General features: G+C 60.8%; 18 protein-coding genes and 1 tRNA gene. 14 read left to right on the forward strand and 5 right to left on the reverse strand.

Features of this window, described 5'->3' with window-relative positions; translation table 11 throughout:
* Position 1: 1 nt before the first annotated feature.
* The 4 genes from AN189_RS09680 to dctP all read left to right on the forward strand — a co-directional run bounded on the left by AN189_RS09680 (position 2) and on the right by dctP (position 3,783).
* Entirely contained in the window at positions 2–505 is a 504-nt protein-coding gene (locus AN189_RS09680; RefSeq protein ID WP_056034724.1) for a flavin reductase family protein, read from the forward strand.
* Between the two features lie 102 nt (positions 506–607).
* A complete protein-coding gene (locus tag AN189_RS09685; RefSeq protein WP_056034726.1) occupies positions 608–1,201 on the forward strand; it encodes a TRAP transporter small permease in 594 nt (197 codons plus the stop codon).
* The gene (locus AN189_RS09690) at positions 1,201–2,679 is read left to right on the forward strand and encodes a TRAP transporter large permease (RefSeq protein WP_056034729.1); all 1,479 of its coding nucleotides are present in this window, start codon (positions 1,201–1,203) and stop codon (positions 2,677–2,679) included. The genes AN189_RS09685 and AN189_RS09690 overlap by 1 nt, the downstream gene beginning before the upstream one ends.
* A gap of 36 nt (positions 2,680–2,715) precedes the next feature.
* Positions 2,716–3,783 carry a TRAP transporter substrate-binding protein DctP gene (gene dctP, locus AN189_RS09695; protein ID WP_056034731.1) on the forward strand — a complete coding sequence of 356 codons (1,068 nt, stop codon included), beginning with the start codon at positions 2,716–2,718 and terminating at the stop codon, positions 3,781–3,783.
* Between the two features lie 133 nt (positions 3,784–3,916).
* On the opposite strand, the gene xylB is transcribed toward dctP, so the two are convergent.
* A complete protein-coding gene (xylB, locus tag AN189_RS09700; protein ID WP_056034734.1) occupies positions 3,917–5,371 on the reverse strand; it encodes a xylulokinase in 1,455 nt (484 codons plus the stop codon).
* A 130-nt stretch (positions 5,372–5,501) separates the two neighbouring features.
* On the opposite strand from xylB, the gene AN189_RS09705 reads away from it, so the two are divergent.
* The 4 genes from AN189_RS09705 to AN189_RS09720 all read left to right on the forward strand — a co-directional run bounded on the left by AN189_RS09705 (position 5,502) and on the right by AN189_RS09720 (position 12,838).
* Positions 5,502–6,179, forward strand: coding sequence for an ImuA family protein (locus tag AN189_RS09705; RefSeq protein WP_056034738.1), 678 nt, complete (start codon positions 5,502–5,504; stop codon positions 6,177–6,179).
* A 15-nt stretch (positions 6,180–6,194) separates the two neighbouring features.
* On the forward strand, positions 6,195–7,910 hold the full coding sequence (locus AN189_RS09710; protein ID WP_083484344.1) for a DNA polymerase Y family protein: 1,716 nt from the start codon (positions 6,195–6,197) through the stop codon (positions 7,908–7,910).
* A 287-nt stretch (positions 7,911–8,197) separates the two neighbouring features.
* The gene (locus AN189_RS09715; protein ID WP_056034739.1) at positions 8,198–11,503 is read left to right on the forward strand and encodes an error-prone DNA polymerase; all 3,306 of its coding nucleotides are present in this window, start codon (positions 8,198–8,200) and stop codon (positions 11,501–11,503) included.
* A gap of 87 nt (positions 11,504–11,590) precedes the next feature.
* On the forward strand, positions 11,591–12,838 hold the full coding sequence (locus AN189_RS09720) for a multidrug effflux MFS transporter (RefSeq protein WP_056035055.1): 1,248 nt from the start codon (positions 11,591–11,593) through the stop codon (positions 12,836–12,838).
* Between the two features lie 2 nt (positions 12,839–12,840).
* Here the strand turns inward: AN189_RS09720 and AN189_RS19595 are convergent, their stop codons facing one another.
* Positions 12,841–13,317: a deoxyribodipyrimidine photolyase gene (locus tag AN189_RS19595; protein WP_253279593.1), complete on the reverse strand. Its 477-nt coding sequence runs from the start codon at positions 13,315–13,317 to the stop codon at positions 12,841–12,843.
* Positions 13,314–14,057 carry an FAD-binding domain-containing protein gene (locus AN189_RS19600; protein ID WP_253279594.1) on the reverse strand — a complete coding sequence of 248 codons (744 nt, stop codon included), beginning with the start codon at positions 14,055–14,057 and terminating at the stop codon, positions 13,314–13,316. The genes AN189_RS19595 and AN189_RS19600 overlap by 4 nt, the downstream gene beginning before the upstream one ends.
* 274 nt (positions 14,058–14,331) lie before the next feature.
* Between AN189_RS19600 and AN189_RS09730 the strand changes: the two genes are divergently transcribed.
* The 5 genes from AN189_RS09730 (at position 14,332) to AN189_RS09750 (ending at position 19,429) form a co-directional block, all read left to right on the forward strand.
* A complete protein-coding gene (locus tag AN189_RS09730) occupies positions 14,332–15,516 on the forward strand; it encodes a site-specific integrase (protein WP_056034743.1) in 1,185 nt (394 codons plus the stop codon).
* Positions 15,517–15,826: 310 nt separating this feature from the next.
* The gene (locus AN189_RS09735) at positions 15,827–16,021 is read left to right on the forward strand and encodes a hypothetical protein (protein WP_056034746.1); all 195 of its coding nucleotides are present in this window, start codon (positions 15,827–15,829) and stop codon (positions 16,019–16,021) included.
* 132 nt (positions 16,022–16,153) lie between these two features.
* Positions 16,154–17,305 carry a hypothetical protein gene (locus AN189_RS09740; RefSeq protein WP_157057443.1) on the forward strand — a complete coding sequence of 384 codons (1,152 nt, stop codon included), beginning with the start codon at positions 16,154–16,156 and terminating at the stop codon, positions 17,303–17,305.
* 274 nt (positions 17,306–17,579) lie between these two features.
* Positions 17,580–18,683 (forward strand): AAA family ATPase, encoded by a 1,104-nt coding sequence (locus tag AN189_RS09745; RefSeq protein ID WP_056034750.1) that lies wholly within the window; start codon positions 17,580–17,582, stop codon positions 18,681–18,683.
* A 2-nt stretch (positions 18,684–18,685) separates the two neighbouring features.
* Positions 18,686–19,429 (forward strand): DUF4435 domain-containing protein, encoded by a 744-nt coding sequence (locus AN189_RS09750; protein ID WP_056034754.1) that lies wholly within the window; start codon positions 18,686–18,688, stop codon positions 19,427–19,429.
* Positions 19,430–20,140: 711 nt separating this feature from the next.
* Here the strand turns inward: AN189_RS09750 and AN189_RS09755 are convergent.
* A tRNA-Thr gene (locus AN189_RS09755) sits at positions 20,141–20,216 on the reverse strand.
* 75 nt (positions 20,217–20,291) lie between these two features.
* Positions 20,292–21,947, reverse strand: coding sequence for an iron ABC transporter permease (locus AN189_RS09760; protein ID WP_056034757.1), 1,656 nt, complete (start codon positions 21,945–21,947; stop codon positions 20,292–20,294).
* Positions 21,948–22,033: 86 nt separating this feature from the next.
* Here AN189_RS09760 and AN189_RS09765 point away from each other — a divergent pair, with 86 nt between their 5' ends.
* Positions 22,034–22,909 (forward strand): hypothetical protein, encoded by an 876-nt coding sequence (locus AN189_RS09765; protein WP_056034760.1) that lies wholly within the window; start codon positions 22,034–22,036, stop codon positions 22,907–22,909.
* The last annotated feature ends 87 nt before the right edge of the window (positions 22,910–22,996 follow it).

The raw sequence follows: 22,996 nt of genomic DNA on the forward strand, positions 1-22,996 counted from the left end.
CATGGACGCAGGCACCATCGCCACCTTCGACCCGTCATCGGACCCCGACAGCTTTCGCGGGGCGCTGGGGACATTCGTCACCGGCGTGACCGTCATCACGACCGACAGCCCCGAGGGGCCGGTCGCCATCGTGGCCAACAGTTTTGCCAGTGTCTCGCTGGACCCGCCGCTTGTGCTGTGGTCCCCCGCAAAGGCCAGCAAGCGGTTCGAACATTTCGCGGGTTCGCGCCGCTTTGCGGTGCATGTGCTGGCATCCGACCAGCGCGACATCTGTGCCGCGATCATCGCGTCGAAAACCGCAATCACCAAGGTGCCGACCCACCTGTCGCATTGCGGCATGCCCATCATCGAAGGCGCGCTTGCCACCTTCGAATGCAGCCTCGAGGCAACCCACGACGCGGGCGATCATGTCATCGTCGTCGGCCGGGTGACCAAGGCGCATCACGGCGGCGGCGAACCGCTGGTGTTTCACGCGGGCAAATACGGGGCATTCCAGGGCGACTGACAGGCATCATCTTGCCCGAAATACTCCGGGGGGCGGCGTAGCCGGGGGGCAGCGCCCCCGCCATCGCCCGCCACAGGGCACACAGACAGGGGAGGAGCCGGCATGCCGGTCCTGTTGGGGGTCCTCTGGCCCCTCGAGAAACTGAACACGACGCTGCTGGCCATCGGCCGGATTGCGGCCGTGATCGCACTTGCCATCATGGTAGCCCTGATCCTGGGTCAGGTGTTTTTCCGCTATGTGCTCAACGACGCCCCCAACTGGACCGAAGAGGCCGCCCGTTTCGGCATGTTGTGGATGACCGGTCTGATGGCCCCCGTCGCCTACCGCCGGGGCGGCTTCGTCAGCATCGACATGCTGGAACGCGCCCTGCCCCGCCTTATGGCAGCATTGCTGTCGCTGGTGCTCTTGACGATCACCATGTGGGTGCTGCTGATCCTGTGGGAACGCGGTTTGAACAACCATATCGACACGATGTCGGGCCGGGGCCGCCTGCCTGCGCTGCGCCTGCCGCTGGACATCTTTGGCGGTGACACCATCCGGTTTCGCAACTGGTGGATGTTTGCCTCTTTGTGGGTCGGAATCAGCCTGCTCATCCTCGTGAATGCCGAACTGATGCTGCGCCAGATCGTGACGCTTTTGGGCGGGGCCGACCGGCTGCGCCCCCTGCCGGGCACCGATGCGGTGGGGGCCGAATAATGCTGTTGTGGTTCCTGCCCCTGTTTTTGCTGCTGATCCTGATCGGCCTGCCCATCGTGTTTGCCCTGATGGCCTCGCCCATCGCGCTGATCCTTCTGCAAGGCGACGAACGCAACGTGGTGGCGGGTCTCTACCGCAATTTCTACAACGGCATGGACAGCTTTCCGCTGATGGCGCTGCCGTTCTTCATGCTGGCAGGCGAGATCATGAACCGCGGCGGCATCACCATGCGGCTGGTCGAGTTTTCGCAGGCCCTCATCGGCCATTTCCGCGGCGGTCTGGCGCATGTGAACATCCTGTCGTCGTTCCTGTTTGCAGGCATGTCGGGCTCTGCGGTGGCGGATGTCTCGGCGCTGGGCTCCACCCTGATCCCCGCGATGGAGAAAAACGGCTATACACGCCGCTTTGCCGCAGCGATCACCGCGGCCAGTTCCGTCATCGGCCCGATCATCCCCCCCAGCGGCATCATGATCATCTACGCCTACGTCATGGGCGAGAGCGTCGCGGCCCTGTTTCTGGCCGGTATCGTGCCGGGTATTCTGGTCGGGCTGGGGTTGATGCTGACCGTGCGGCTGATGGCCGACCGCTATGACCTGCCCAAGGCCGAACGCATCGTCAGCCCCGGACAGACCATCAGCCGGACCGAATACTGGGTCAGTTTCGCGCTGTTGCGTCTGAACCTTGGCTATCTGGTCTTTGCGCTCACGGGGCTGATCATGACGGCCAATGGCTTTGGCGGATGGATGCATTATGCCGTGTCGGTCATTGCCGTGCATTTCGGCCTTCTGCGCCTGCGTGAACGTGTCAGCCCCGATTTCCGCCTGATCTGCAAAAAGGCCGTGGCCCCGCTGCAAACCCCGATCATCATTCTGGGCGGCATCCTGTTGGGGGTGTTTACCCCGACCGAAGCCTCTGCCGTCGCCGTGGCCTATGCGCTGATCGTCAGCTTTTTCGTGTTGCGCTCGATGACCCTGCGCGACCTCTGGGCGGTGCTGTCGAAATCGGCACTTGGCACCGCGGCCGTGTTGTTGCTGGTGGGTGCCGCGGTCGCGTTCAAGACGGTGGTGTCCCTGTCCTACGCGCCGCAGATCATGTCGGATTTCATGCTGTCGCTGTCGTCCAATCCGCTGATCCTGCTGTTCTTGATCAATATACTGCTGTTCGTCGTAGGCATGTTTCTGGATGCGGGCCCCGCGATCATCATCCTCGGCCCGATCCTGGGTCCGATCTTTGTCAGCCTCGGCGTCGATCCGATCCATTTCGCCATGATCATGAGCGTGAACCTCACCGTGGGCCTCGCCACGCCGCCGATGGGGCTGGTGCTGTTCGTCAGTTCGACCGTCTCGGGCGAACGGGTGGAAACCATCGCCCGCGCGATCCTGCCGTTTCTCGCGGTCGAAATTTTTGTCATATTTCTGATCACATATATCCCCGAGATATCCATGACGATTCCCCGCTTGACGGGGTTCGCCCAATAACAAGAGACTGACGTCACCAACCAAGGGAGAGAGACCATGAAACATCTGCTGACCGGGGCCCTGGCCGCCGCCATGCTGGCGGGCACCACCGCGGCCTGGGCCGAGGCCCACACGGAATTCACCATCCGCGCAACGGCCAATTCCAACGAAAACGACGAGGATTACGACGGTCTGGTCGTGTTCAAGAACTACGTCGAGAGCGCGTCGAACGGCAAGATCGCCGTCGAGATGTTCATCGGCACGCAGCTGTGTTCCACCGGCGAGGAATGCCTCGAGGGCGTGGCCGAAGGGTCGATCGACGTCTACATCTCGACCTCCGGCGGTACGGCCTCGCTGTTTCCTTTCGTGCAGGTGCTGGACCTGCCCTACCTGATGGCCGACGACCGCGTGGCCGAAGCCGTGCTGGACAACGGATCGCCATTCGTGGCGACCATGCGCCAGCTGGTGCGCGACGCCTCTGACGATCAGGTGCGCCTGATGACCATCGGCAACACCGGTGGCTGGCGCAACTTTGCCAACACGCAACGCCGCGTGCAGCAGCCCTCTGATCTCGAAGGTCTGAAAATCCGCACCGTTCCGGCAGAACTGCCGCAGGTGCTGACCTCCGCGCTGGGGGCCTCGCCCACGGGCATTCCGTGGCCAGAGCTGTTCACCTCGCTGCAAACCGGCGTGGTCGAGGGCACGAAGAACGGCATCACCGACATCATGTCGATGAAATTCCCCGATGCGGGCCTGCAGTATCTGACCCTGGACGGCCACGCCTACATGGGCGCGCTGTGGTTCATGAACAACGAAAAATTCATGTCCATGCCAGAGGATCTGCGCAAGGTCGTGGCCGATGGATTCTACCAGTTGCAGCAGGCGACATTCGCCTCGCCCAAGCGGAAATCCATCGAGGCCTACCAGGCCTTTGTTGACGGCGGCGGCGACATCTACGTCCCCACCCCCGAGGAAAAGCAGATGTTCCTCGAGGCCGCAGCCCCGGTGCAGGACTGGTTCCGTGAAAACGTCGAAGGCGGCAACGCGGCACTGGATTCCATGCTCGCAACCGTCGCCGATGTTCAGGCGCGGCTCGATGCGGAATACGCAGCAGAACTGAACTGACCCCGACCAACCTGATTCCAAAGGGGGCCGCGATCCGCGGCCCCCTTTTCGTTTCGCGCCTGTGGCAAACACCGTATGCAGGGGGCATGCCGCCTGTGCATCATCTTGCCAAAAATACCTCCGGGGGACGCCGTCAGGCGGGGGGCAGCGCCCCCGACCCGGTCACCGCCCCGTAGGACGCCCGATACCGCGCATGGGCGGCAACAAAATCGTCCTGCAACGCGACCACCGGTTCCACAATCCGCGCGATCTGCGGTGTTGTGGCAACCGCCTCGACACCCGCGCCGGTCGCAGCCATCAGGCCCAGGCGCGCAGCCCCGAATGCGCCGCCGAAATCACCGGCCACCGGAATTTCCACCGGCAGACCAAGTGCCGTAGCGATCGCCTGCACCCAGTAGTCGGACCGCGTGCCACCGCCGACACCGATCAGCCGGTCGATCTGCGTGCCGGTCCCCGTCAGCGCGTCATAGCTGTCACGAAACGCGTGGGTGACACCCTCGAGCACGGCACGGGTGATGGCGTCGCGGTCAGTGGCATGATCCAGATGCATCAGCTGGCCGCGCACGGCGGCGTCATTGTGCGGTGTGCGCTCTCCCCCCAGATAAGGCAGGAAAAGCGCGCCGCCCGGTGCGCGCAGCTCTCCCAGGTGCGCCGTCAGATCAGACGCTTTCGCCCCTGCGATCCCTGCCCACCAGTTGATCGCGTCGCCTGCGGCCAGGATCACGCCCATCTGGTGCCAGGTGTCAGGCAATGCATGACAGAACGTATGCACCGCACTGGCCGCATCGGGCTGATAGCTGGCAGAGGCGGCAAACAGCACGCCAGAGGTCCCCAGCGACACAAAGGCCTGTCCAGGCTGCACCACGCCCACGCCCACGGCGCTGGCCGCATTGTCGCCGCCACCGCCTGCAACGACGACTTGTCCCATGCCCCAGTCAGACGCCAGCGCTGGGCGCAACATGCCTGACGCCTGTGATCCTTCGACCAGACGGGGCATCGCATCACGGTCCAGCCCGGTCGCGGCCAGCAGATCGTCAGACCAGTCGCGCGCGGCCACGTCCAGCCAACTGGTGCCTGCCGCGTCCGACATCTCTGCGACATGCTCGCCGGTCAGCCACAGGCGCAGGTAATCCTTGGGCAGCAGGACCTTGGCCACGCGGGCAAACAGCTCGGGTTCATGGTTGCGCACCCAGGCCAGTTTCGGCGCAGTGAAACCGGGAAAGACGATATTGCCGGTCAGGCGACGAAAGTCGGGGTTGTCGTCCAGCACTGCCGCCTCGCGCGCGGCACGGGTATCGTTCCACAGGATGCAGGGGCGCAGTACCGCGTTATTGCTGTCCAGCAGTGTGGCACCATGCATATGTCCCGACAGGCCAATGCCCTGCACAGCCGACAGATCGACCTGATCGCGCAAGCCGCCCATGACCTGCTGCGCGGCCGCGATCCAGTCGGCGGGGTCCTGTTCGGACCAGCCATCATGCGGGCGCTGCACTGCAAGGGGTGCGACGGCTTCGGCCAGAACACGCTGGTTGTCATCGATCACGATTCCCTTGAGCCCCGACGTGCCCAGGTCCAACCCGATAAACATGCTAAAAATCCTTTTGTTGTCTCGCAAGACCTTAGCCGATCACCCTCTGCCTGACGAGGGCGAACACGGTCCCGCGAATTGACGAAACCGGCGGAACGGACTAGAACAAATCAGGAACAAATGGAATCGGATGCCCCCCGTGCAGGACCCGTCGGACAGCCTCTTTCCCGGTGCAGACCAGGCCATGGACCATGTGCATGCGCTGGAACCGACACTGTCGGAATGTTTTGCCACCAGCACGCTGGATGCGGCGGTGATCGGGTTTGTGTGCGCGCAGCTGGCGGCGCTGGCGGGTGATCCGCGCCCGGTGTTGTGGGTGCAGGACCGTATTTCACGGCGCGAGGCGGGCCGCCCCTATCTGGCCGGACTGCCGCGCGGATTGAAACTGCTGCATGTCATGGCAAACCGTCCCGTCGATGTCCTGTGGGCCATGGAAGAGGCGCTGTACAGCAGCGGCGTCTGTGCCGTCCTGGGCGAGGTCTGGGGCGACCCGCCTGCCCTTGATTTCACCGCGACCAAGCGGCTGGCCCTGCGGGCCGAGGCGCGGGCGGTGCCTGCCCTGCTGGTCCGCCGTGCCGCCACCCCTAACCTGAGTGCCGCACGCCAGCGCTGGCGCATCGCTGCGCTGCCCGCGCTGCCCGAACCCTATGACAACCGCGCGCCGGGGGCACCGCTGTGGCAGGCCGAACTGTTTCGCGCCCGGGGCCGTGCGCCGGGGTCCTGGGTGGCGCGACAGGATCACCGTGGTCTGGTGCTCAGCCATGCCACGGCACCCGACACCGCCATGCCCGCCGCCGCGCGCGCCTAGATCAGGGGGGACTGGATGAGCCGCCTGACACAGCTGCGCGTCCCGGATCAGGACGCCCCCCGCGCACCCACTCACGCCCCCGGGCCCGGACCATTGTGGCGCGCGGTGCGGCCGCATCGCCCGACAACGCCTCCGGTGCCGGCAGCGCGCAAGGCTGAAACCGCCCCCCCCGAGGCCCCGCGGACGGATCGCGACCCGCTGCAACGGCGCATCGTCAGCATCCAGTTCGAGGATCTGGCCATTGCGCGCTGGCTGCGCTGGGCTGCGGGGCGACAGGATGCGCCCCCGGATGATCTGCCTGTCGCCTTGTCGGTCGAGGGTCCGCATGGCCCCATCGTGCATGCGGTCAATCGCGCGGCCCGCATGGCCGGCATTCAGCCAGGCGCAAGGGTCGTGGACATGCGCGCGCTGTGCCCCGCGCTGCGGGTGGCCTGGGCCGACACCGACGGCGACCGCATGGCGCTGGAACGGCTGATGCTCTGGGCGCGGCGCTGGTGTCCCTGGACGGCGCTGGACGGTGATGACGGGCTGGTGCTGGACACGACAGGCTCTGATCACCTGTGGGGAGGCGAGGCGGCACTCCTGCGCGAAATCGAAGGCCAGTTCAGCCTGCTGGGCCTGTCCACCCGGCTGGCCATGGCCCCCACCCATGGCGCAGCCTGGGCGCTGGCACGCTTTGGTCCCGTGCGGGCCGTCGTCACCCCCGATGGGCTGGCGCAGGCCACAGCCCCCCTGCCAGCCCGCGCGCTGCGGCTAGAGGGGGATACCGTGCTGCTGTTGCAGCGGCTGGGGCTGAAAACCATAGGCGATCTGGCTGCGGTGCCGCGTGTCAGCCTGGCCAGACGCTTTGCCACGACGGCCCTGCCGCAGAACCCGCTGGCGCGGCTGGACCAGTTGCAGGGCCGGTTGCCCGAACCCGTGAACGCCGAGGCAGAGCCGCCCCGCTTTGCCGTACAGGCACGACTGGCCGAACCCGTGCAGGACCCAACCGCCTATCTGCCGGACCTGTGCAAGGATCTGTGTGACGCGCTCGGTGCTGCCGGATTTGGCGCACGCCGCGTAACGGTGACGGTCTACCGCACCGATGGCGAGGTGTCTCAGCTCAGCGCAGCGACGGCCCGGCCCAGCCGCGATCCCGCGCATCTGATGCGGCTCTGGGGTGACAGGCTGGACCGGATCGACCCTGGATTTGGGTTCGATCTGATCACGCTGAGCGCGGATATGGCCGAAGACATGCGCCAGGTGCAGACCTGGCTGGACGGGCGCGCCGATGACGGTGCGCAAGCGGCCCAGCTGATCGACCGGCTGGTGGCCCGTCTGGGCCATCATGCGGTGCAGGTACCCGCCCCGCTGCCCAGCCACCTGCCCGAACGCGCAGCGGGCTGGCTGCCGGCGATGTCGCTGCATGACGCCGATCCTGCCGCTCTGGCCGCACAGGACCGCCCCCCCTGCCTGTTCGACAACCCCGAGGAAATCCGCGTGCTCTACGCCGTGCCAGAGGGACCGCCCGCACAATTCGTCTGGCGCAAACAGACCCACCGCGTGACCCGCTTTGCCGGGCCCGAACGGATCGCACCCGAATGGTGGAACGACCGCCCGGGCACCCGACTGCGCGATTACTACCGGGTCGAGGCACAGGCAGGACACCGGCTGTGGATCTACCGCGATGGCGTGCTGGGTGATGACCGTGGCGATGTTCCGCGCTGGTTCGTGCACGGATGCTTTGGGTGACTGGCGTTGCTGGGGGCTCTGCCCCCGCCCTGCGGGCTCCCCCGGGATATTTTTGACCAGAAGAAGCAAGGGTTTCTTAACCACCATGTGGCACTGTGAAAGAGCGGTACAGGCGGGGACGCCGATGACCGCACCAGGAGAAGGCGTTCCGTGTCCTGTTCCGGACATGGAACGCTGGATTCTTATCAGGCGTCAGGACCTTCTTCTGGTCCAAAATATCCCGGGGGGGCCGCCACAGGCGGCGGGGGCAGCGCCCCCATGCAACCGCGATGTGCGGGACGCCCCCGGTGCCTGAGAACGACAATGCCCACCCCCGCCATACCTTGCCGGAGGATGGTGTTTATCCCCCCAACCCCAGATCGGCCTATGTCGAACTGGGGCTGTTCACCTGTTTTTCGTTCCTGCGGGGCGCATCAGACGCCGCCGATTTCGCGGCAGAGGCCTGGGCGCTGGGATATGACGCGCTTGGCTGTGCTGATCTGAACACCCTCGCCGGGGTTGTCCGCATCCACACAGAGGCGAAAAAGGCCGCGATGCGTCCCGTGATCGGGACGAGGATCGCACTGGTGGGAGGCGAGACCTTTCTGGCCTATCCGCGTGACAGGGCGGCCTATGGTCGGCTGAGCGCGCTGATTTCCAAGGGGCGGCGGCACGATCCTGACGGCACATGGCAGGCCAAGGGGGTCTGCGATCTGACGCTGGACGACCTGGCGGCCCATGCCGAAGGGGTACAGCTGATTGTCGTGCCGCCCGACGATCTGGCGGGCTTTGCGCGTGCCCTGCCCGGTCTGGTGCGCCGCTTGCCGACGCTGCGCCATATCGCGGCAAGCTATCTGTACCGCGGTGACGACCGGGCACGGATCAACCGGCTGGATGCGCTGGCAGACCGGCACGGGCTACGGCTGCTGGCAACGAATGATGTGCTGTATCATGCGCCACAACGCCGCCCCTTGCAGGATGTGATGACCTGCATCCGCGAGAAAACGACGCTTGCCACAGCCGGTTACCGGCTGGAGGCCAACGCAGAGCGTCACCTCAAGTCACCGGCCCAGATGCAGGCGCTGTTCGCCGAATGGCCCCACGCGATCGCCGCGACCCGTGCAGTGGCGGATGCCTGCACCTTTGACCTGACCGAACTGGCCTATGAATACCCCTCGGAGGTCATTCCACAGGGCACGACCCCGCAGGCGCATCTGGAGGCGCTGACCTGGGCGGGGGCCGCCGCGCGTTACCCGGACGGCATACCGGATCAGACGCAGGCCGTGCTGCGCAAGGAGCTTGCGATGATCCAGAAGCTGGACATCGCCCAGTATTTCCTGACGATCCACGACATCATCCGCTTTGCCCGCGAGGAGGCGCAGCCGCCGATCCTGTGTCAGGGGCGCGGGTCGGCGGCGAATTCCGCCGTCTGCTACGTGCTGGGCATCACCGCCGTGGACCCCGCACAGCACGCGCTGCTGTTCGAACGCTTCATCAGCGAGGAACGCAAAGAGCCACCCGACATCGACGTCGATTTCGAACACGAGCGACGCGAGGAGGTCATCCAGCATATCTATGCCAAATACGGCCGCGACCGGGCGGGGCTCTGTGCCACTGTCATCCACTATCGACCGCGCAGCGCGATCCGTGAGGTGGGCAAGGTGATGGGACTGTCAGAAGATATCACCGGGGCGCTGGCGAAAACCGTTTGGGGCAGCTTCGGGCGCGAGATTGCGGAAAACAACGCCGATGAGGCGGGTGTCGATCTGAGCGACCCCACGGTGCGGCGCGCGCTGATCGTGGCGCGCCAGTTGATCGGCATGCCGCGCCATCTGGGCCAGCATGTCGGCGGATTCATCCTGACGCAGAAAAAGCTGACCGAAACCGTGCCGATTGGCAACGGGGCCATGCCGGACCGGACATTCATCGAGTGGGACAAGGACGATATCGACGCGCTGGGGATCCTCAAGGTGGATATCCTTGCGCTGGGGATGCTGACCTGCATCCGCAAGTGTTTCGATTTGATTTCAGCGCATTACGGGCAGGACTGGACACTGGCGACCGTGCCGCAAGAGGACCCGCGCGTCTATAACATGATCTGCAAGGGCGACACGGTGGGCGTGTTCCAGATCGAGAGCCGCGCCCAGATGAACATGCTGCCCCGGCTGCGACCGCGCACATTCTATGATCTGGTGATCGAGGTGGCGATCGTGCGGCCCGGCCCCATTCAGGGTGATATGGTGCACCCCTACCTGCGGCGTAGGTCGGGCGAGGAACCGGTCAGCTATCCCAGTCCCGGCGCGCCGCACGATCCGTCAGAGCTGAAGAATATTCTGGGCCGGACGCTGGGGGTGCCGATCTTTCAGGAACAGGCGATGAAGATCGCGATTGATGCGGCGGAATTCAGCCCCGCAGAGGCGAACGAGCTGCGCAAGGCGATGGCGACCTTCCGCAGTCGCGGCACGATCGAGCTGTTGCAGGAAAAGATGGTCGGGCGGATGGTGAAACGCGGCTATGACGCGGATTTCGCGCAGCGGTGTTTCGATCAGATCAAGGGGTTCGGCGAATACGGATTTCCCGAGAGCCACGCCGCCAGTTTCGCCCAACTCGTCTATGTGTCGAGCTGGCTGAAATGTCACTATCCGGCGGCCTTTACCGCAGCATTGCTGAATTCCCAGCCGATGGGGTTCTATGCGCCTGCGCAACTGGTGCGCTGTGCGCGCGATCACGGGGTGACGGTGCGGCCCGTGGATGTGAACACCTCGGAATGGGACTGCACGCTGGAACCGGCGGGACGCGGGTTTGCGCTGCGGTTGGGGATGCGGCAGATCAGCGGATTGCGGGCCGAGGCCGCGGCCCGCATCGTGGCCGCACGCGACGCCCCCTACACGGACGTCAAGGATCTGCACACGCGCGCCGGGCTGTCGGCAGCCATCGTGCGACGGCTGGCCGAGGCGGACGCGGTCCGGTCCCTGTTCATCGACCGCAGACAGGCCCTGTGGGAGGCAAAGGGGTTGCGCGACGCACCCGATCTGCCGCTGTTTCAGGACGGCACCGACGAGGGATCAGAGGTCACCGTGCCTCTGCCCGTCATGCCGGTCTGCGAACAGGTGGTGGCCGATTACCAGACGCTGCGCCTGTCGTTGAAGGCGCATCCGATTTCGTTCCTGCGCCAGTCCATGACGCGGCAGGGCTATGCCAGCACCGCTGATTTGCCGCACTCCTACATGGGTCAGAAAATCCGCATGGCCGGGATCGTGCTGATCCGTCAGCGCCCCGGGTCGGCCAAGGGGGTCTGTTTCATCACCATCGAGGACGAACACGGTGTGGCCAATATCGTCGTCTGGCCCAAGGTCATGGCAACCTACCGCAAGGCCGTCATGCAGTCGCGCCTGCTGGCCGTCGAAGGCTATATCCAGCGCGACGCAGAGATCATCCACATCGTCGCCACACGCCTGATCGACCGATCCGACGCGCTGCTGCGACTGGCCCCCGACGCCATGCCCGTCGCCGTGTCACGGGCCGATCACGTGACCAAACCACTGCCATCGCAGGGCGGACGCCAGCACCCGCGCGATGTGCGCGTGATCCCCAGGAGTAGGGATTTCCACTGACCAACCTGCGCAATCGCACAGCCGCACAGGTTGCACTTTGTCCCAAAAGGGCAGAAGCCGGACCCGAAACAACCAAAGGCACCGCGCATGACGGCCCGTCCCACACCGATCCCGCGCAAGACGGGCACAGACATTCCCTATGTGGAATTCGTGGCCATGATGGCCCTGTTGATGGCGCTGAATTCCGCTGCCATCGACGTCTATATTCCGGCGCTGCAGAATATCGGAACGGCGCTGAACGTATCGGACGAAAACCAGCGCCAGTTCGTCATCAGCGCCTATGTGCTGGGTTTCGGCGGCGCGCAGGTCATCTATGGACCGCTGTCGGACCGGTTCGGCAGGCGACCCATCCTGTTTGCGGGTCTGGCGATCTATCTGGCCGGTGCCCTGGCCGCTGTCTTTGTGCCGACCTTTGGTGCCCTGCTGGCGATGCGTTTCGTGCAGGGTGTGGGGGCCGCTGCCACCCGCGTCATCGCCACTGCCGCCGTGCGCGACCGTTTTGCGGGCGAACAGATGGCCAGCGTCATGTCGCTGGTGATGATGGTCTTCATGATCATGCCGGTGCTGGCCCCCAATCTGGGCAGTCTGATCATGCTGTGGGGCAACTGGCGCGAGGTGTCGGGCGTGATGTTCGGGATCGGGGCCGGCGCCTTTGTCTGGACGTGGTTCCGCCTGCGCGAAACCCTGGCACCCGCGGACCGGCGACCGCTGCAATTGCGCCCGGTAGCCGAGGCATTCCGCATTGTCCTGACAAACCGCATTTCGGTCGGCTACCTGATCGCGATGGGGTCGTTCTTTGCCTTTGTCTTTGCCTTCATCGCCCAGGCCGAACAGATCTATACGCAGATCTACGGCATGGGCGCGGAATTCACGCTGTGGTTTTCAGTCGTGGCGCTGGTCATGTCCGTCACGGCCTTTGTGAACAGCAAACTGGTCGCAAGGTTCGGAACCCGGCGATTGTCGCACGCGGCACTGTGTCTGTTCATCGTCGTCACGCTGGCGCATCTGGGGCTGGCCGTCGCGGCGGGTGGACATACGCCGTTCTGGCTGTTCATCACATTGTTTACCGTGATGATGAGCTGTGTGGGCATCGTTCCCCCCAATTTCAACGCGCTGGCCATGAACCCCTTGGGCCATGTGGCCGGCGTCGGATCGGCCGTGCTGGGGGCCGCACAGACGGTGCTGGGCGGCGTGCTGGGCGGGATCGTGGGCTACCTCTATGACGGGACACTGATCCCCCTGCTGGGTGGCGGGCTCGTGCTGGCCAGTGTGGCATTGGCCGCAGCCGCCTGGGCCGAGGGTGGCACCCTCTTTGCCAGACGATCAGACGCCTAGGGTCAGGACGTGATGAACCGGTCCAGCAGGTCCGGAATGGTCTTTTTCACCTTGAAAAACCCGGCTGTTGCCTTGGGCCAGATTGCGGCGTCCCAGTCGCGGCGCACCTCGGTCAGGGTGATGCCTTTGGCATCAAGACCACCCTGCGCCTGCGTCATCCAGTCAAAAAGCGGGCCACGGGTCACATAGGGCGTCACGATCTGTGCAGCCCCCAAACTGGCCGCCCAGTCGACCAGCGCCGATGGATCATCAGCCTGTATGGCGGTGGCAGTCAGCCCGGCCCGCTGCGCCGTGTCGTCAACGGCGCCGCGCTCGAACCGGACAACCTGATCCGCCACAGGCCGGGGTGATCGCAGATGGCTGGTCGCAAGCGCAGCAGCGCCGCGCAGGTCCAGTCCATCAAGGTCAGAGTCGGTCACGCAGCAATCCTCGTCCGTGATCAACAACACGGTCGGCACAGCCGTTTTCGGCGCGGTCACATCACGCAGCGGTTGCAGGTCCGGCAGGCCGTCGGGCTCGCTGTCCTCCAGCCCGTGGTCGACCTCGGCAAGGTCCCGTGGTCCGGGGCAAACCGGCCTTCGGTATAGGTCGCGATGTTCTGCGCGCGTGCCGGATAGGGTTTGCCGCGGGTATGCAGCCCGGCCACCCAGCGCCAGCTGAGCGTGTTAGACGCCGCATCACCATCCAGCAGATGCCGGTAAAAGAAATCCGCCCCCAACCGCCACGGCAGGCCCAGGGTGAAAATCCAGATCGACGCGAACCACATCCGCGCGTGATTGTGCAGATAGCCGGTGGTCACCAACTCTTGGGCCCAGGCGTTGAAACAGGCGATGTCGGTCTGACCGGCTTCGGCCAATTCGACATCGCGTCGCAGCCGTCTGTCCCGGTCCAGCGTATCCAGATCATGACGCAGCCCCGTCCGGTAGCTGTCCCAGACCTGCGGGCGTCGTTCCAGCCAGCCTTTGAAATAGCTGCGCCAGATGACCTCCTGGATGAACTTTTCGGCACGGTCCGGCCCGTGCGCCGCATGGGCCGCCGCCACGACCTCTTGTTCGGTAATCAGACGCCTGCGCAGATAGGGAGACAGTGTCGAAACCGCACTGTGCTGGCCCGGCCCGAGATCGTAATTGCGACGGTTCTCATATCGGCGCCCCATCGCCGGCACGAAATCCTGCATGGCATCCAGTGCAGCAGCACGGGTCGGTATCTGGCGGATCATCGCGGCTCCTCTTGGCGTCCCTGACCGAGAGATGGCGCATGCTCCGGCTCTTTCAACGGGATGCGACAGGATGCGCAGCACGGCCTGCAAGAATGGCGTCGATTGTCCAAGCGGTGATAAAAGATGGTGCCCCACACGGACTCGAACCGCGGACCTACTGATTACAAAGCCGAAATCAGCGTTTTCTAGCACCTTGATTTTCAACAAAAATAAGTCTCAACTCACTGTAATTGCTGACGTAATTTGGACAGCACCTGACAGCGAGAGACAGCCAATGACACGGACATACACTGATTCTACTGACACCACACGGACACGAAATGGGGCCGTCCGCCTCACTGATAATTTGGTAAAGGGTCTCTCTGCACCAAAGACAGGCAACCGAGTCACCTACGACGAGCGTCTGCGCGGGTTTGGCGTTCGGGTGACCGCAAAGGGTAAAAAGGCATTTATTCTCAACTATCGGATCAGTGGCCGCGAACGCCGGATAACGGTTGGCTCCTACCCAGAATGGACGCTGCTTGCCGCCCGCCGTCGCGCAGAAGAGTTGCGCCGGGACGTGGACCTTGGGATTGATCCTCTCCAGCGGCGCACAGACAAAATGAATGAACCGACCGTTCAGGATTTGCACGACCGCTACGTCTCGGATCACCTGCCAAAGAAGTCACAGGCTTCCATCGTTGGCGATTTGCAGATGTGGAAGAAGTCGATCCTGCCCGATCTCGCCCGCCGCAAGCTGTCGGACCTGACGTTCAACGAGATCGATGCGCTGCATCGCAAGATCACGCGGCGCGCACCCATCCAAGCCAACCGCACAATCGCATTACTGCGTAAGGCATTTAATCTGGCGATGCGCTGGGGCTGGATGAAAGCCAATCCGGCGGTTGGGATCGAAGCAAACCCGGAAAACAGTCGCACCAGGTATCTGAATGAGGACGAAATCAACCGCTTGCTTGCCGCACTCAAGTCGAACCCAAGCCGTACGTCCTGCGATGCGATCCTGTTCATGCTTCTGACAGGCTGTCGGCGCGGTGAAGCATTCAAAGCAACATGGGACCAATTTGATGCCGACCTTCGAATCTGGACCAAACCCGCCGCCACGACGAAACAACGTAAACTGCACCGCGTTCCAGTTTCGTCTGCTGTGACGGAACTGCTCAAGGCACGGCAGGATCGAAGCACTTCCCCGTTCATCTTTGCCTCCCATACAGGGCAAGCGCTGACAGATATAAAGAAGACATGGACCCGCATCTGCGAAACTGCCGAACTCACCGATTTCCGGCTGCACGATCTGCGCCACACGTTTGCCAGCCTGCTTGTCTCGAACGGTCAGACCCTTCCGATCATCGGCGCAATGCTCGGTCATACACAGACGCAGACAACGGCGCGCTATGCGCATCTTTTCGATGATTCTCTGTTGAATGCGGCAGAAGTCGCCTCAGGCGCGATCTATCGGTGAGACATAGAGAGACAAGCGATGCCAATTGCAGCCAAAAGCATTTTGTTGTTGACGCTTGGGCAATGAGGCAGAATATTTTCAAATACTGACACCTCAGAAAATTCAAAACACACGCTCACACGACAAAACTTCCAATCTCTAAAAACCTCTCAAAATACCACAACGCTCTGTCACGCCTAAAAAAACGCAAGACGTAAAATCTAAGCGCTCAACACAAAATCAGAAAGTCAGTCCCGTGAAACCCACACCTTTTTAGTGTGGCGTTGGCTGCTTTGCATCTGACGCCAATGTCAAACGCAAAGGAGTCGTAATGACTGATCTGCCGTCCTCGGACGAATTTTTCACGAAGCTACAAGCTGCGGCCTATCTCGGCCTGAGCACCCGCACGCTTGATCGCCGCAATGCAGAACGCACCGGGCCTCCCCGCGTCAAGCACGGCAACAAGATTGGCTACTTCAAAACGTCGCTGATCCAATGGCTCAAGTCCCATGAAGTACGACCTTGAAACGTCTCGCGCCAGCGAGCGCGCGCCGCGCTGCCCTTGGGTAGCGGGCGTGGCGCGGGGCCGCTGGCGTTTGCGCCAATGGGGGGTCTTTGTAGCACCCCCCTCCCGAAATACATCAATGAAAGAAACGACATGAAACCGATATATTGCGGCTTCGACGGCCTCGAATTTGCTGTCAAAGCCATCATCCCTACAGCGCTGGACGCTGCGTTAGCTAAAACAAAAGCAAGCGCGAAAGAGTTTCGTCAAGATCAATGTTATATCGCCAACGATGTCTGGCTCGTTGTAAAGGAAAGCGGTGCGCGCGGCGGCTACGCCTATTCGTGTTCTGAGGCCAACTCCGGAAACTGGTTCTTCAAGAAACCATCGCCCGGTGATGCTTGGGGTGTCCGCTTCTCTGCAGCATCAAGTGCTCTCGCTCTGCATGGCCTTGAAGGACTACGTTTGCGATGCGATGCGGTTCTCAAGGCACTTGGCATTCATGCACCTGTCGAGGCTTACAGCCCGTCCCGCGTCGATTTTGCAATCGACTTCCTCGCACCAGACTTCGCTGTATCCCCCAAAAACTTTGTGTTGCGGTATTCAAACACTGGCACAAGCTCCCACGACATTTTTGAAGACCGCAAGACGAACGGTCGGTCTGGCCGCACGACCTCTGTGACAGTTGGCAAGATGCCAGGGCGGCAAGCCATTATCTATGATAAGCGCGAAGAGGTCATTGTTCACCGCAAGCATGAATGGCCCGCGATCTGGGGCAGAATGATTGATGGTCCACACGCGCCGCCGCTGGACCTGACGGAGCGCGCAACCTCGCAAATTTGGCGTGTTGAACTCAGATCCGGGAAAAGACACCTCAAAGATGATTGGGCCATCAATAGTTGGGCTTCTCTCTACCAAATGCTGCCCCGCGTTTTTGAAAAATTGATGGATGATCTAAGCTACTGCGCACCAACCGCAGACACCAACCGATCTCGCTGGCCGGAACACGACATCTGGAAGGCGGTCCGCAAAGCTGTTGCAAACGACCTGTTCACCCACATCCCAAACTTGTCGCCCGAAGACTACACAGAGGTGAAACGCGCCCAAAAGCTTGACGAGTTGGAGACGCAAAAGCTTGGCCTCAGCATATCTATCGCCGCTATCGAAGGCTGTTACGCGGAGAAGTTTGAGGCTGCGCTTACGGCCAGTGCCGCAAATATGGTCCGACGTGCGAACACAGACAAGCGCAGCCTTCATGCTCGCCTAGACGAAGCAAGGATCAAGTATGCTTATCTGAGGGACTAAGAAATACCGCACGCTTGGATAAGACCCTAGCGTGCGCGTCACGTTCGGCCCTAAGCAGAATTTGAGGGAAGCCGAGGGCAAAGTCGGCAGACCACCTGAAGCGGCTGTTGCATTCAAGCAAAGCGAGCGGCTAATTCAGCCATTTTGGAAGGCTAAGTCTGGAAAACTATCCGTACCGATGTTACCATTTTCTGGAAAAAACGACCGTTAGTAAGGCTGCGCTCTAAAGCCTTGTCGTGGACGAGCAACGCCAGTCAGAAAGATACTTGATCCAATGCATATTGAGAAAATTGTCGTCAACGGCCTCCTAGGTGTGGAAGGAGAGCGAATTATCGACGTAAATAGAGATCTTAACATTCTAACCGGAAGAAACGGTTCTGGAAAAACTACCCTAATGAAATTAGCTTGGTTTATCATGAGCGGCAACATAATACTCGCATTGCGAGAAGTTGATTTCCAAACATGCGAGATTTTCACGAGTGAGTATCGCTGTAAGGTAATTAGAACAGGTCCGGTTCATTGTGTCGTTGAGCTAACTCACGATCAAACGGAGTACCTTTTTGAAGATGATGGAGATGAACATAACCCGTTTGCAGAGGCTGCCGAAGATAAAGCCAATCCTGTAATTGAGAGTATTGGCAGTAGCGTCTTCTTCCCGACTTTCCGCCGCATCGAAGGTGGCTTCTCCATGCAAAAGAAATCCACTCGTGTGTCAACTCGTACTCCAAGTCGAACGAAATCAGATATTGATGAAGCTCTTAGTAGGCTTTCGAGCACACTTGGCAATGAGGAGCACATCTTTGTATCTGCCATTTCAACTCAAGACATTGTTCAGCTTTTGCTGAAAAGATTCGCAACATTTTCGGAGGAGATTAACTCGTTTCAGACCAAAGTTTCAAAAGGAGTAATTGAAAAAATTAGGCACTACGAAGAAACTGGATCGAACCCTGTTGACGCTAGAGACTTGCTGTCTGAAACACGGAACGAAATAGAAAGTATCGAAGTCTTTCGAAAAGAGAGGATGCAGCCATTGGACGCTGTGCGTGAATTGATAGAAAAGCTTTTTCAGCACTCAGGGATCTTTTTTGGGCCTCGTTTGAATTTTGGCGACGCCGCCGAGGCTGTCAATAGCGATGTTTTGTCTGCGGGTGAGAAGCAGATGCTTAGCTTTATCTGCTACAATGCCTTTCATAAAGATGCAGTATTTTTTATCGACGAACCCGAGCTTAGTCTACATGTCGATTGGCAGCGCCAGCTCTTCAGTATTTTGGAGAGCCAAGGATCAAACAATCAATTTATTATCGCCACTCACTCTCCGTTTATATACGGAAAGTACCCAGATAAAGAGGTGGTTATTGGCTTCGACAGAGGTGAGTGAGTGTGAATAGTAAACTGCCACGCCCGACCGTTGATGAGCTGTTCCAATTACTCAAGCGAACTTCACTTCCGACTGTTCTTGTAGAGGGAGTGGATGATATTATCTTCTACCGTAAGATTGAAGAGGATCTAGCGCATCTCGGCTTGGACGTTCTGCCCGCTGGAAACAAAGAATCGGTGATAAAGCTTAAAGGAATGTTGAATGGTCTAACAAATGTTAGATTTGTTTTTGTTGTCGATAAAGATTTATGGATTCACGAGCCTAACACAGATTATCAAGGAGATAATACGCTCGTTCAGACCGATGGATACTCTGTAGAGAATGACCTTTTTTGCGATGGTGAGCTCGAAAACCTTATGAGTCTTGAAGAGAAAGAGCGCTTCTATAACGACATCACGAAATTCTTGGATTGGTATGCGCTGTCGGTTAGCCGTGTACTGAGGGGCAAAGACAGTGCTTTCCGCACCCATCCGAATAAGGTGCTTGATGATCCTGATTTCTATTTAAACGAAACGAAGTTACGGGAGGGGGAAGTTTATCCTGTTGGTTTGCGAGAGGAAATTGAGCGAGATTTCAAGCGTATGCTTCGTGGAAAGTCACTTATCGCAATTTTGCAAAGACAACTTTCAAGAAAAAATAGAGAAGTTAAGTTTAGCGGCAAGCAGCTTATTGCCTTCGGTGGCGCGCGGAGAGGCACCAATTTCATGCGATTAAGGGACTCCATTTCTCATGTTTTTAAATTATAACACGTCGCGGGGGAACGCCGGGGATATTAGAAAGGCAAATGCTTCTATTTTATTCCCTTAATTCCCGAGGTGCGTATTGCGATGCTTGGCAAGAATATCGGCGACGAATGGGAGCCTCTAATCATCACAGCGTTCAATTTAGAGAGCTGATCATCGCGTTATCTTGCTGTACTGTATGTAAGACTAGCCAGCGGATAAGCTGTCTGCGTCCTGTGCTACATCCCCCCAAATTCTCATGGCGACTGTGCGTCAACTTCGGCTAGCGGTCGATCAGGCATTAACCGCATACTTCAGTTTGCGGCGCACAGCTGCCGATAATTCGATGTGCAGCGAAGGTTCGGAATCCGCCCATCGTGTCGATCGAGCTGGCCCCGGTTTTGGTTTTCGGCTGAATGTCCGCTTTCGCGGTGTGGTCGAAATGCTTTCGCGGCCGCGGCGAACGGCAGCTCTCCGCCACAACATCAATCTTCACGCAACTTCAACAAAACTCGGTTTCTGGAATAATAGTCGAATCCCGCTTGCCCAGACATGCAACACGGACCGCAATCGACACGCACTTCCGCCAGGTAGCCGCATAAATTTCGCTCGCGGTGCATCACGATGGCGATTTACCCACAATGAATGCCTACGGACACCAGCCGGACACAGAGGTGCATCACTCTGGCGACAACGGCACCGCATCAGCTAAGCTATTGTTTTCATTTGATGATTTGGTGCCCCCACACGGACTCGAACCGCGGACCTACTGATTACAAATCAGTTGCTCTACCAGCTGAGCTATAGGGGCCGGTGGACCCTTGGGTCACCGTTGGCGTTGCTATAAAAACGCACGTCGGAAAACGCAAGCCCGCTTTGTGCCAAATCAGCGGTTTGCGCGCGCAAGAAGCAGCACCGCGCACAGGCCCACCCCGCAGATGATCAGCGCGGCCGGGGCGGCCCCTGAAATATCCTCGAGCGATGCCTTGGCGTAGACCCGCGTGGACAGGGTATCGTGACGATAGAGCATAAGTGTCGCAGGCAATTCCTTGACCGCGTCGACGAATGTCAGCAGCAGGGCTGACCCGATGCTGGCGCTGATCAGGGGCACATGCACGCGGGCCAGCGTCTGTCCTGCGGATTTCCCCAGCGAGCGTGCGGCCATCGGCAGACTGGCCGGAATGCGCCCCAGGGCTGCGTCAGCGCTCCCCTCCGAAATGGCAAAGAATCGCACCACATAGGCCAGAACGACCACGCCTGCGCTGCCTGTCAGCATCAGGCCCGGATCGGTCCCGGTCACCGCCAGGACCAGATCGGCCAGCCGGTTGTCGAAGGCCGCCAGCGGCACCAGAATGCCAAGGGCCAGCACCGCGCCGGGTGCCGCATATCCCAGCGCCGTGACAGGCAACAGCAACTGCGGCAGACGGCGGCCCGACAGACGTGTGCCATAGACCATGAAAACCCCGCCCAACACGGCCAGAACCGCAGCGCTGCCGCAAATGATCAACGTGCGCGTCATCGCCTGTGCGAGGCCGGGTGCGGCCCATTCAGCGGCATTCATCGCATGGGATGCGATCACGCTGACCGGCAGGACAAAACCCACCAGCACCGGAATGGTGCAGATCACTGTTGCCACCCAGGCCCGCCAGCCGTGCAGGGCCACGGGTTCAACCGGGCGCACATTGCGCGCCCCGGCGGCAAAGCGGGCGCGCCTGCGGCTTTTCTTTTCCAGCGTGACCAGCAGCACGATCACGGTCAGGATAACACAGGCAATCTGCGCAGCACCCCCCAGGTTTCCGCCCTGCCGCCAGACCGAAAAGATACCGGTCGTCAGCGTCTGCACCGCAAAGTAATCCACGGTGCCGAAATCGTTGACCGTTTCCATCATCACCACGGCCACCCCCGCCGCGATCGCTGGCCGCGCGAGCGGCAGGCCCACCCGGCCAAACCGCCCCCACGGCCCCACGCCCAATGCGCGGGCGACCTCGTATCCCGCACCCGATTGTTCGCGAAATGCAGCACGGGTCAGCAAGTAGACATAAGGATAAAGCGAGGCACCGATCACCACCACCGCCGCCCAGCGGGTGCGGATCTGGGGAAACCAGTAATCGCGCGACGTGGCCCAGCCGAATGTGTCGCGCAATGTGGTCTGGACAGGCCCTGCGTAATCCAGCAGATCCACCAGCGCATAGGCCCCCACATAAGCCGGCACCGCCAGCGGCATCAGCAGCGCCCATTGCAGCCAGCCACGTCCGGGAAACCGGTACATGACCACCAGCCAGGCACAGGCCGTACCGACAATACCCGTCAGCAACCCCGTGCCTGCCATCAGCAACCCCGTGTTCGTCAGGTAGCGCGGCAAGGTGGTGCGCAACAGATGCGGCCAGATGTTTTCGGTTGGGTTCAGCGCAAACCAGACGACGGCCACCAGCGGCGCAATCACGATCAATGCGATCACCAGCGCACCGACCGACCACAGGTTGACCCCGCGGCGGACCGGACGGCCCGGCTGTGACAATATCTGAGCAGTTTGGTCGGACATGCCTTGCGCTAACCGATAGCTGTTTCGCTGTCCAGATTTCCCGTTATATTGCGACAAACCGTCCAGAACTGAAAACAGGCTCTTTTATGGAAATCGCCCTGCACCTTGGCGCAAATTGCACGGACGAAGACCGCTTGATCCGCACGATCCTGAAAAACGGTGCCATCCTCAAGGAGCATGATATCGCGGCCCCCGGGCCGGGCAAATACCGCAGGCTGCTGCGCGAGACGATCCAGAACCTCAACGGTCTGCCCCCTGCCCCCGATACCCGTCAGATCATGCTGGATTCGATCCTGTCCGACGAAACGCCGGACCGCATGGTGCTGAGCAACTCGAATTTCATCTGCATTCCCAACCGCATTTTCGAAGCCGGCGTGCTGTATGCGCAGACCGAATTCAAGCTGCGGGGGATGTTGCAGCTGTTTCCGCAGGATGACCTCGATATCTTTCTTGCCATTCGCGACCCGGCGACCTTTTTGCCCGATGCGTTCCGCAAGTCGAAGTCCGAAACCTTTGACGAATTCATGGCCGGCAAGGACCCGTTCGACATCCGCTGGTCCGACATGATCGAACGCATCCTCCAGGTGGCACCGCATCTGACACTGACGGTCTGGTGCAACGAAGATACGCCACTGATCTGGGACGAGATCGTGCTCGCGCTGACCGGGTTGCCGCAGGACACCAAGATCAACGGCGCGCATGACCTGCTGGCCACGATCATGTCGAACGAGGGCATGAACCGCTACATCAACTACCTCAACGCCCATCCGCCCAAGACATTGTCCCAGAAACGAAGGGTCATCGCGGCGTTTCTGGACAAATACGCGCTGGATGAGGAAATCGAGGAAACCGTCGATCTGCCGGGCATGACCGCCGAGGACATCCAAGAGCTGAGCGACCTCTACGAAGAAGACGTCCAGAGGATCGCCGCCATGAACGGCGTGCGTTTCATCGGAGTCTGACCGGGGCCACGAGGCACCAGCGACCTGTCCCTGCATGACTGAAAAAAAGGGCGCCACAGGGGCGCCCTTTGAGGTTCGTCGATCAGG

The sequence above is a fragment of the Loktanella sp. 3ANDIMAR09 genome (assembly GCF_001420005.1).
In the GTDB taxonomy this organism is placed as follows: Bacteria; Pseudomonadota; Alphaproteobacteria; order Rhodobacterales; family Rhodobacteraceae; genus Loktanella.

Coding starts and splice junctions, on each gene's coding strand:
- AN189_RS09680 (WP_056034724.1), top strand. CDS start 2: ATGGACGCAGGCACCATCGCCACCTTCGACCCGTCATCGGACCCCGAC.
- AN189_RS09685 (WP_056034726.1), top strand. CDS start 608: ATGCCGGTCCTGTTGGGGGTCCTCTGGCCCCTCGAGAAACTGAACACG.
- AN189_RS09690 (WP_056034729.1), top strand. CDS start 1,201: ATGCTGTTGTGGTTCCTGCCCCTGTTTTTGCTGCTGATCCTGATCGGC.
- dctP (WP_056034731.1), top strand. CDS start 2,716: ATGAAACATCTGCTGACCGGGGCCCTGGCCGCCGCCATGCTGGCGGGC.
- xylB (WP_056034734.1), bottom strand. CDS start 5,371: ATGTTTATCGGGTTGGACCTGGGCACGTCGGGGCTCAAGGGAATCGTG.
- AN189_RS09705 (WP_056034738.1), top strand. CDS start 5,502: ATGCCCCCCGTGCAGGACCCGTCGGACAGCCTCTTTCCCGGTGCAGAC.
- AN189_RS09710 (WP_083484344.1), top strand. CDS start 6,195: ATGAGCCGCCTGACACAGCTGCGCGTCCCGGATCAGGACGCCCCCCGC.
- AN189_RS09720 (WP_056035055.1), top strand. CDS start 11,591: ATGACGGCCCGTCCCACACCGATCCCGCGCAAGACGGGCACAGACATT.
- AN189_RS19600 (WP_253279594.1), bottom strand. CDS start 14,057: ATGATCCGCCAGATACCGACCCGTGCTGCTGCACTGGATGCCATGCAG.
- AN189_RS09730 (WP_056034743.1), top strand. CDS start 14,332: ATGACACGGACATACACTGATTCTACTGACACCACACGGACACGAAAT.
- AN189_RS09735 (WP_056034746.1), top strand. CDS start 15,827: ATGACTGATCTGCCGTCCTCGGACGAATTTTTCACGAAGCTACAAGCT.
- AN189_RS09740 (WP_157057443.1), top strand. CDS start 16,154: ATGAAACCGATATATTGCGGCTTCGACGGCCTCGAATTTGCTGTCAAA.
- AN189_RS09745 (WP_056034750.1), top strand. CDS start 17,580: ATGCATATTGAGAAAATTGTCGTCAACGGCCTCCTAGGTGTGGAAGGA.
- AN189_RS09760 (WP_056034757.1), bottom strand. CDS start 21,947: ATGTCCGACCAAACTGCTCAGATATTGTCACAGCCGGGCCGTCCGGTC.
- AN189_RS09765 (WP_056034760.1), top strand. CDS start 22,034: ATGGAAATCGCCCTGCACCTTGGCGCAAATTGCACGGACGAAGACCGC.